This is a genomic window from Streptomyces sp. NPDC005195 (assembly GCF_040608315.1).
GTDB lineage: Bacteria > Actinomycetota > Actinomycetes > Streptomycetales > Streptomycetaceae > Streptomyces > Streptomyces kaempferi.
On the sequence record NZ_JBEXHZ010000115.1, the window covers coordinates 1 to 7560 of the forward strand.

6 protein-coding genes are annotated in these 7560 nt (G+C 71.1%); 1 reads left to right on the forward strand and 5 read right to left on the reverse strand.

Translation table 11 applies throughout. The features are described 5' to 3' along the window. From tkt to ABZV34_RS35945, 3 genes are all read right to left on the reverse strand, one after another. A partial coding sequence (gene tkt / locus ABZV34_RS35935; RefSeq protein WP_356286393.1) for a transketolase occupies nucleotides 1-2200 on the reverse strand: 2200 nt, incomplete at its 3' end. Between the two features lie 304 nt (nucleotides 2201-2504). Beyond that, nucleotides 2505-2828, reverse strand: coding sequence for an ANTAR domain-containing protein (locus ABZV34_RS35940; RefSeq protein ID WP_356286396.1), 324 nt, complete (start codon nucleotides 2826-2828; stop codon nucleotides 2505-2507). 166 nt (nucleotides 2829-2994) lie between these two features. Then, nucleotides 2995-3369, reverse strand: coding sequence for a MarR family transcriptional regulator (locus tag ABZV34_RS35945; protein ID WP_356286399.1), 375 nt, complete (start codon nucleotides 3367-3369; stop codon nucleotides 2995-2997). Nucleotides 3370-3549: 180 nt separating this feature from the next. Here ABZV34_RS35945 and ABZV34_RS35950 point away from each other — a divergent pair, with 180 nt between their 5' ends. Further along, the gene (locus ABZV34_RS35950) at nucleotides 3550-3942 is read left to right on the forward strand and encodes an STAS domain-containing protein (RefSeq protein ID WP_356286402.1); all 393 of its coding nucleotides are present in this window, start codon (nucleotides 3550-3552) and stop codon (nucleotides 3940-3942) included. 119 nt (nucleotides 3943-4061) lie between these two features. Here ABZV34_RS35950 and ABZV34_RS35955 read toward each other — a convergent pair whose 3' ends face one another. Both ABZV34_RS35955 and ABZV34_RS35960 read right to left on the reverse strand, forming a co-directional pair. After that, nucleotides 4062-5789, reverse strand: coding sequence for a thiamine pyrophosphate-dependent enzyme (locus tag ABZV34_RS35955; RefSeq protein WP_356286405.1), 1728 nt, complete (start codon nucleotides 5787-5789; stop codon nucleotides 4062-4064). 75 nt (nucleotides 5790-5864) lie between these two features. Beyond that, on the reverse strand, nucleotides 5865-7448 hold the full coding sequence (locus ABZV34_RS35960) for an FMN-binding glutamate synthase family protein (RefSeq protein ID WP_356286408.1): 1584 nt from the start codon (nucleotides 7446-7448) through the stop codon (nucleotides 5865-5867). Between the last annotated feature and the right edge of the window lie 112 nt (nucleotides 7449-7560).

Below are 7560 nucleotides of genomic sequence, written 5' to 3' on the forward strand. Positions count from 1 at the left end.
CTCCTGGGCGCGGCACGCCGGCCGCGTCGCGGACACTGTCGTGGGCGGCGGCCGCCACCGCTTCGGCCGTGATGCCGAACTCGCTGTAGAGGCGCTGGTAATCCGCCGAGGCGCCGTAGTGCTCCAGACTGACGATGCGCCCCGCGTCTCCCACCACGTCGCGCCAGCCCTGTCCCACGGCGGCCTCGACGCTGACCCGTGCCCGTACCGCGGGCGGCAGCACCTCGTCCTGGTAGTCCCGGGGCTGGGCGGCGAACCACTCCCGGCACGGCATGGACACCACGCGCGCCCTCAGACCCTCACGTGCCAGTCGGGCGCGGGCGTCGAGAGCGATCCGCACCTCCGAGCCGGTCGCGACGAGGATGACGTCCGGCAGCACGGTGCCGGCTCCATCGGTGCCATCGGTGCCATCGGTGCCATCAACAAGGACGTAACCACCGTGCGCCGCACCGGAGGCCGCGGCGAACTCCCCGCTGTCCCGGTCCAGGACCGGCAGGTTCTGACGGGTCAGGATCATCCCCGCGGGGCGGTCGGTGTGTTCGAGGACGGCGCGCCAGCAGGCGGCGGTCTCGTTCGCGTCGGCGGGACGCACGACGTCCAGACCCGGGACGGCGCGCAATGCGGCGAGGTGTTCGACGGGCTGATGGGTGGGCCCGTCCTCGCCGAGGCCGATGGAGTCGTGGGTCCACACGTAGGTGGTGGGCAACCGCATCAGCGCCGCCAGACGCACGGCGGGACGCATGTAGTCGGAGAAGGTGAGAAAGGTGCCGCCGTACGGGCGGGTCAGGCTCTGCAGGGCGATGCCGTTGAGTACCGCGCCCATGGCGTGCTCCCGGATCCCGAAGTGCAGAGTGCGCCCGTACGGGCCGCCCTTCCACTCCTTGGTCTGCCGGCCGGCCGGTACGAAGGACGGTTCGCCGTCCATCGTGGTGTTGTTGCTCTCGGCCAGGTCGGCCGAGCCTCCCCAGAGTTCCGGCAGTACGCCCGCGAGTGCGGTGAGGACCTCGCCGGAGGCCTTCCGGGTGGCCATTCCCTTCGGGTCGGCCGGGAACTCGGGCAGCGCCTCGGTCCATCCCTCGGGCAGTTCCTGTGCCCGCAGCCGGTCCAGCAGTGTCCCGCGGTCCGGGTTCGCCTCCCGCCAGGCACTGAAGGCCTCCTGCCACCGGGCGTGCGCCGCACGGCCGCGGTCGGAGGCGGCGCGGGTCCGCGCCAGGACCTCGTCCTCGACGACGAACGCGCGCTCGGGATCGAAACCCAGCACCTTCTTGGTCGCGGCGACCTCCTCGTCACCGAGCGCCGAGCCGTGGGCCTTTCCGGTGTTCCGCTTGGTCGGGGCCGGCCAGCCGATCAGCGTGCGCAGCATGATCAGCGAGGGGCGCCCCGTCTCCGTTCCGGCCGCCTCGATCGCGGCCAGGAGCGCGTCGACGTCCTCCACGTAGTCGCCGGTGCGGGTCCAGTCCACCGTCTGCACGTGCCAGCCGTACGCGGCGTACCGGGCGGGGACGTCCTCGCTGAAGGAGACGTCGGTGTCGTCCTCGATGGAGATGTGGTTGGAGTCGTAGAACACCACCAGGTTCCCGAGTTCCTGATGGCCCGCCAGCGATCCGGCCTCGGCGGTGATGCCCTCCATCATGTCGCCGTCCGAGGCGATCACGTACACGTGGTGGTCGAAGGGCGAGGTACCGGGCGCGGCGTCCGGGTCGAGCAGGCCACGCTCGCGGCGCGCGGCCATCGCCATGCCCACCGCGGCGGCCAGGCCCTGGCCCAGAGGTCCGGTGGTGATCTCCACACCGGCCGTGTGGCGGTGTTCCGGATGTCCGGGTGTGGCCGAGTCCCAGGTGCGGTACGCCTGGAGGTCGGACAGCTCAAGCCCGTATCCGGCCAGGTAGAGCTGGATGTACAGGGTCAGGCTCGAATGCCCGCACGACAGCACGAAACGGTCCCGGCCGAGCCACCGGTCGTCGCCCGGGTCGTGCCTCATCACCTTCTGGAAGAGCAGATACGCCAGGGGTGCGAGGCTCATCGCGGTCCCGGGATGGCCGTTCCCGGCCTTCTGCACCGCGTCCGCGGCCAGCAGTCGGACGGTGTCGACCGCCCGCACGTCCACCGGGTCCCAGCCCACCCGGTCGGCCACCGGCAGGCCCAGGCCGCGATCACGTCCGGCGATCAGGCTCGGGGTGTTCGACGGCTCGCTCACCATACGTTTCTCCTCAACACATCGTGGACCGGCCAAGCAGGCGGCCTCCTCGCCGACGACGCTGCCACGCCCACCGCCCGCACCGGCGTACCGGAACCGACCGGAGGGCCGGCGCCGGCCGCGTGCACGGACCCGCCGAACCGGGCTCGGTGCAACGCCTACCCGGGCCCTGTCGCCCCACGCCCCACGACTCGGGCCGGTGCGCCATCGAGGGGCCGCCACCGCGTCCACCGCTCCGTGGCCATCGCACCCTCACGAGCACACCCGCGCGATACGTCCCGGGCCCCGAGAGACGGGGCCAGGGGTTCTACTCCGCTTCGCCCGAGGGGTCACCGAGTCCGAGCTCGTGCTCCAACTGGCCGCGGATCTCGCTGGGCAGCTGTCCCGTTCGTGCCCACTCGACGATCAGCTCGGCCACATTCCGCAGCTTGACGTTGGTGTTCTGGGAGATGCTCCGCAGCGTGTCCCAGCCCTGGTCGGGAGTCAGCCGGCCGACCGCCAGGATGACACCGATGGCCTGATCGACAACGGCGTGCGACCGCACTGCCTGCTTGAGCTGGAGATTCTCGTCCTCCAGGCGCAGCACCTCGTCCGCCGAGTCCTCGGGGGGCGAGGGAACCTGCTGCGTCATGTCCGCTTCGGACCTCAACGTCGCCTCCGTGATCCTGGGGAGTCCGGCGCTACTTCGTGTCATCTCATGCCCTCGTATCCGGCGCCCTCACACCGGCGCCGTCACGCCGGCGTGGGGAGCCGGCCCGCGCCGCGGCCTTAAGCGCCCGGGGAGCGAGCCGCCGACGTCACCGGTCGCCTTCCGTGGCACGTGCGTGCGGGGACGCCCCTCGCATCTGCCGGTTGCCGGCGCCGCCGTGTTCGGCGTCGTGCCGGGCGAGGAGGGCCAGCAGGTCGGCCACCGTCGGCCCGGAGTCCGCCGGGTGCCGTAGGAGGGTCCCCTCCTCGATCTGGTACTCGTTCGAGCGCCCCTGCCGGGTGTGGGTGAGGTAGCCGCCCTCCTCCAGGTCAGAAATGATCTTCTGGACAGCCCGCTCGGTGAGCTGGCAGCGCGCGGCGATGTCGCGGATGCGCGTGGTGCGGTCCTCCGCGATGGCGGCCAGCACGCGGGCATGGTTCGTGAGGAACGTCCAGCCTGTATGGGACTCGGGTACTCCATGCATCATCCCAGAGTAGACGCAGCATTCACGTATAAGAAAGGGCGAAAATCTTTTCCTGTATCTCTTGACGGGTGAAGACCGGGGCACGGACCCTTGATGGGTTCCCGTCCACGGCGACCCACCGTCGTGGGCTCCGGCCCCGGCACGCCCCACCGAGCCCTGTCCCACGGAAGGATGACCGCGATGGACTCCCCACGGCTGTCGGTAACCCGCTCCACCACCGCCGAGGGCATCGCTGTGCTGGCTCTGCGCGGCGAGATCGACTTCACCACCGGCACCGAGGTCCAGCGTGCGCTCCTCGGTCCCGACGGCGAGGCGGCCGCCCGCACCGTGGTGGAGCTGAGTCAGGTCACTTTCATGGACTCCAGCGGCATCAACGCGCTCATCGGGGCCCACCACGCCGCCACCGCCCTGCGAGGCTGGGTACGCCTGGCGGCGCCCTCCCCCTCGATCCTGCGCGTCCTTCGGATCGTCGGCCTCGACACCGTCATCACCTGCTATCCCACCCTCCAGCAGGCGTTGGGCGTCGGAGCGCGGGGCGGCGGCGACCGGCCCGATGGTCCAGCGGATGACTGAGACGAGGGCCTACGGCGACCTCGCGCCATGAGGCCGCCGGCCGGACCGAGGACGGTCACGAGGCGCATGGCCGCCCGCGACCCGTGTCCGGCCCAGCGAGAGCCCGCGGAGCGTCCCCGTCAGCCCTCGTGGCTCGGGAGGATCTCCTTGACCTTGGCGATGGCGAAGCCCCACCCCTGCGACACGGTCGGCTTGCCCGGCACGGCCACCTCCTGCGGATTGGTCAGAACATCCAGCAGGACCGGCCCGGGGGTGTCGAGGGCCCGGCGGACGCTGTCGTCGAGATCGGCCGGGTCGGTGACGCGGATACCCGTGAGGCCGAGCGCGGTGGCCACCGCGGCGAAGTCGGGGTTGTCGAGTTCCGTACCGAACTCGGGCAGTCCGGCCTGCTCCTGTTCGAGTTTGACCATCCCCAGGCGGCGGTTGTCGAAGACCACGAGCTTCACGGGCAGCCGGTACGTCCTGATCGTCATGAGGTCGCCCAGCAGCATGCTCAGTCCGCCGTCGCCGCAGAAGGCGACGATCTGGCGGTCGGGCGCCCAGAGTTGTGCCCCGAGGGCCTGGGGCATCGCGTTGGCCATCGAACCAAGGTTGTACGAGCCGATCAGGCGCCTGGACCCGCGCATCTGGACGAAGCGGGAGAGCCACACCGTGGCCATTCCGGTGTCCGAGGTGAAGACGGCGTCCTCGGCGGCGTGGGCGTCCACCGCGGCGGCCAGCGCCTCGGGGCGGATCTCGTGGTCCCGGTTGTCCAGGACAGCCCTCAGCTTCCCGGTCCAGCGGCGCTCGTGACCCGGGTCGGCCAGCCGCCGCTGACCTTCCTGCCAGTGGGCGAACCGTTCCCGCGCGTCGTCCAGGTGGCCCCGGTCCGTGGCCGTCCTCACCAGCGGGAGCAGTGCCCTCAGCGTCGCGCCCACGTCGCCCGTCAGACCCACGTCCACGGGAACCCGGCGGCCCAGGTGCTCCTCACGGGTGTCGACCTGGACGACCTTGCACCCCTTCGGATACCAGTCCCGGTACGGGAAGTCGGTGCCCAGCATCAGGAGCGCGTCGCCGCTGTCGAGCGCGTGGGCGGCGGCCGGGTTGCCTATCAGACCGGTCTGGCCGACCTGGAACTCGTTGTCCCCCTCGAACCCCTCCTTCGCCTTGAGGGTGAGCACCATCGGCGCCGCGAGCGCCTCGGCGGTCCGCAGGACCTCGGCCCGGGCGTCGCGGGCTCCGCGGCCGACGAGCAGGGTGACCCGGTCGGCGGCGTTGAGGAGTTCGGCGGCCCGCGCGAGCGCGGGGTCGTCGGGACGGGTGACGGGACGGTCGAGCGCGAAGCGGGCGGCCCGGTCGTCGCTCAGTTCCTGGTCGCCCAGGTCCCCGGGCACGGTGAGCACCGCCACTCCCCCCTGGCTCACGGCCGCGCGTACGGCGGACTCCAGCATCCGCGGCATCTGGTCCGGGGAGGAGACGGTGGCACGGTAGACGGCCACGTCACGGAAGAGCAGGTCGTTGTCGACCTCCTGGAAGTAGTCGCTGCCGACCTCGGCGAGGGGCACCTGACCGCAGATCGCGAGGACGGGGGTCCGGCTCTTCGCCGCGTCGTAGAGCCCGTTGAGGAGGTGTACGGAGCCGGGTCCCACCGTCCCCATGCACACCCCCAGTGTTCCCGAGAGCTGGGACTGGGCTCCGGCGGCGAAGGCCGCGGCCTCTTCGTGCCGACAGCCGACCCAGTCCAGGTCGTCAGTGGTACGGATCGCGTCGGTCAGCGGGTTCAAGGCGTCTCCGACCACGCCGAAGACGTGCTGGACGCCCAGATCCCTGAGTGCGTCGACGATCACACGGGCGACGGTTCGTGCCACGGGAGTGCCCTTCGGTTCGGTGCGGCCCCTCGGAACGGGTGCCGGGTTCGACGGATGAAGCGATGAGTAGCGGGTTCAGCGGGCGAAGCGGTCCGGGTCGGCCGCCTGCCAGTCGGATGCCCAGCCGGAGGGCGCCGATGCGATCAGTTCTCCGGGGGCGAGCCAGTCGTGGAGTTCCGCGTAGGAGCGGACGGTGTGCGGATTCACCCGCTGCAGCAGCATGTGGGGCCGCAGACCGCGCGGCTCCTCGACGCCCATCGAGGCCATGATCTGGAGCGCGCTCCTGACCGTCGCGCGCTGATAGCGCCGTACGCGCTGGGACTTGTCGGGCACGTCGACGGCGCGGGCGCGCCGTTCGTCCTGGGTGGCGACCCCGACGGGACAGGTGTTGGTGTGGCAGCGCTGGGCCTGTATGCATCCGATCGCGAACATCATGGCGCGGGCGGCGTTGGTGTAGTCGGCTCCCTGCAGAAGGCGCTTGACGAGGTCACTGCCGGTGGCCACCTTGCCGCTGGCACCGATCCGGATCCGGTCGCGAAGCCCCGCACCCACCAGGGCGTTGTGCACGGTCATCAGCCCCTCGCCCAGGGGCAGGCCGACGTTGTCCGCGAACTCGAGGGGCGCCGCGCCCGTTCCGCCCTCCGCTCCGTCGACGACGATGAAGTCCGGCGTGCTGTCCTCCTCCAGCATCGCCTTGCACACGGCGAGGAACTCACGGCGCGAGCCGACGCACAGCTTGAACCCGACGGGCTTGCCGTCGGCCAGTTCACGCATCCGGGCCAGGAAGCGCACCAGTTCGCGCGGTGTGGAGTAGACGCGGTGGTAGGGCGGTGAGATGACGGTCTCCCCCTGCGGGACGCCGCGGACCTCGGCGATCTCCGCGTTCACCTTGGCACCCGGCAGCACTCCGCCGATGCCGGGCTTGGCCCCCTGACTGATCTTCAGCGACACGCACTTGACCTGCTCGTGCGCCGCCTTCTCGGCGAACTGCCGCGGATCGAAGTCCCCGTCGTCCGTACGGCAGCCGAAGTACCCGGTGCCGATCTCCCAGACGAGATCTCCGCCGGGCCTCAGGTGGTACTCGGAGAGGCCGCCCTCGCCGGTGTCGTGGGCGAAACCGCCCAGGTGCGCGCCGGTGTTGAGGGCGAGCACGGCGTTGGCGGACAGCGAGCCGAAGCTCATCGCCGAGACATTGAGCAGCGCCATGTCGTAGGGCCGGGTGCACTCGGGTCCGCCGATCCGGACACGCGGCGCGTCGGTGGGCTCCGGCCGGGGGGCCATGGACGGGGTGAGGAACTCGCTGCCCGTCCGGTACAGGTCGAGTTCGGTGCCGAACGGTTCCTCGGCATCGGTGCCCTTGGCGCGCTCGTAGACGATGCTGCGGGTGTCACGATCGAAGGGGCGGCCGTCGAAGTCGCGCTCGATGAAGTACTGCTGGAGCTCCGGCCGCAGCGCCTCCAGCGCGTAGCGGAGATGCCCGAGCAGTGGGTAGGTGCGCAGGACGGAATGCCGGCGCTGCACGAGGTCGTGGACGGCCACCAGCGCGAGCAGGAGCAGCGGGACGGCCGCGGCCCACCACCAGGGTGAGACGAGGACGGCGATGACCGAGACGCCCGTCGCCAGCGAGCCGAGCAGGACAACCAGAAGTATCTTCAGCACCTGATGCTTGTGTCCCGAAGCCCGGACTCCAATCCGTTCGGTCCCGTCACAGGCGCGCTGTCCGGAACCGTGGGGGGGGGGGGGCTAGGCGCGGGGGGGGGGGCGCCGGGGC

Bases quoted from the DNA above. Each gene is read 5' to 3' on its own strand.
- ABZV34_RS35945 (WP_356286399.1), bottom strand. From the start codon at position 3,369: ATGCATGGAGTACCCGAGTCCCATACAGGCTGGACGTTCCTCACGAAC.
- ABZV34_RS35950 (WP_356286402.1), top strand. From the start codon at position 3,550: ATGGACTCCCCACGGCTGTCGGTAACCCGCTCCACCACCGCCGAGGGC.
- ABZV34_RS35940 (WP_356286396.1), bottom strand. From the start codon at position 2,828: ATGACGCAGCAGGTTCCCTCGCCCCCCGAGGACTCGGCGGACGAGGTG.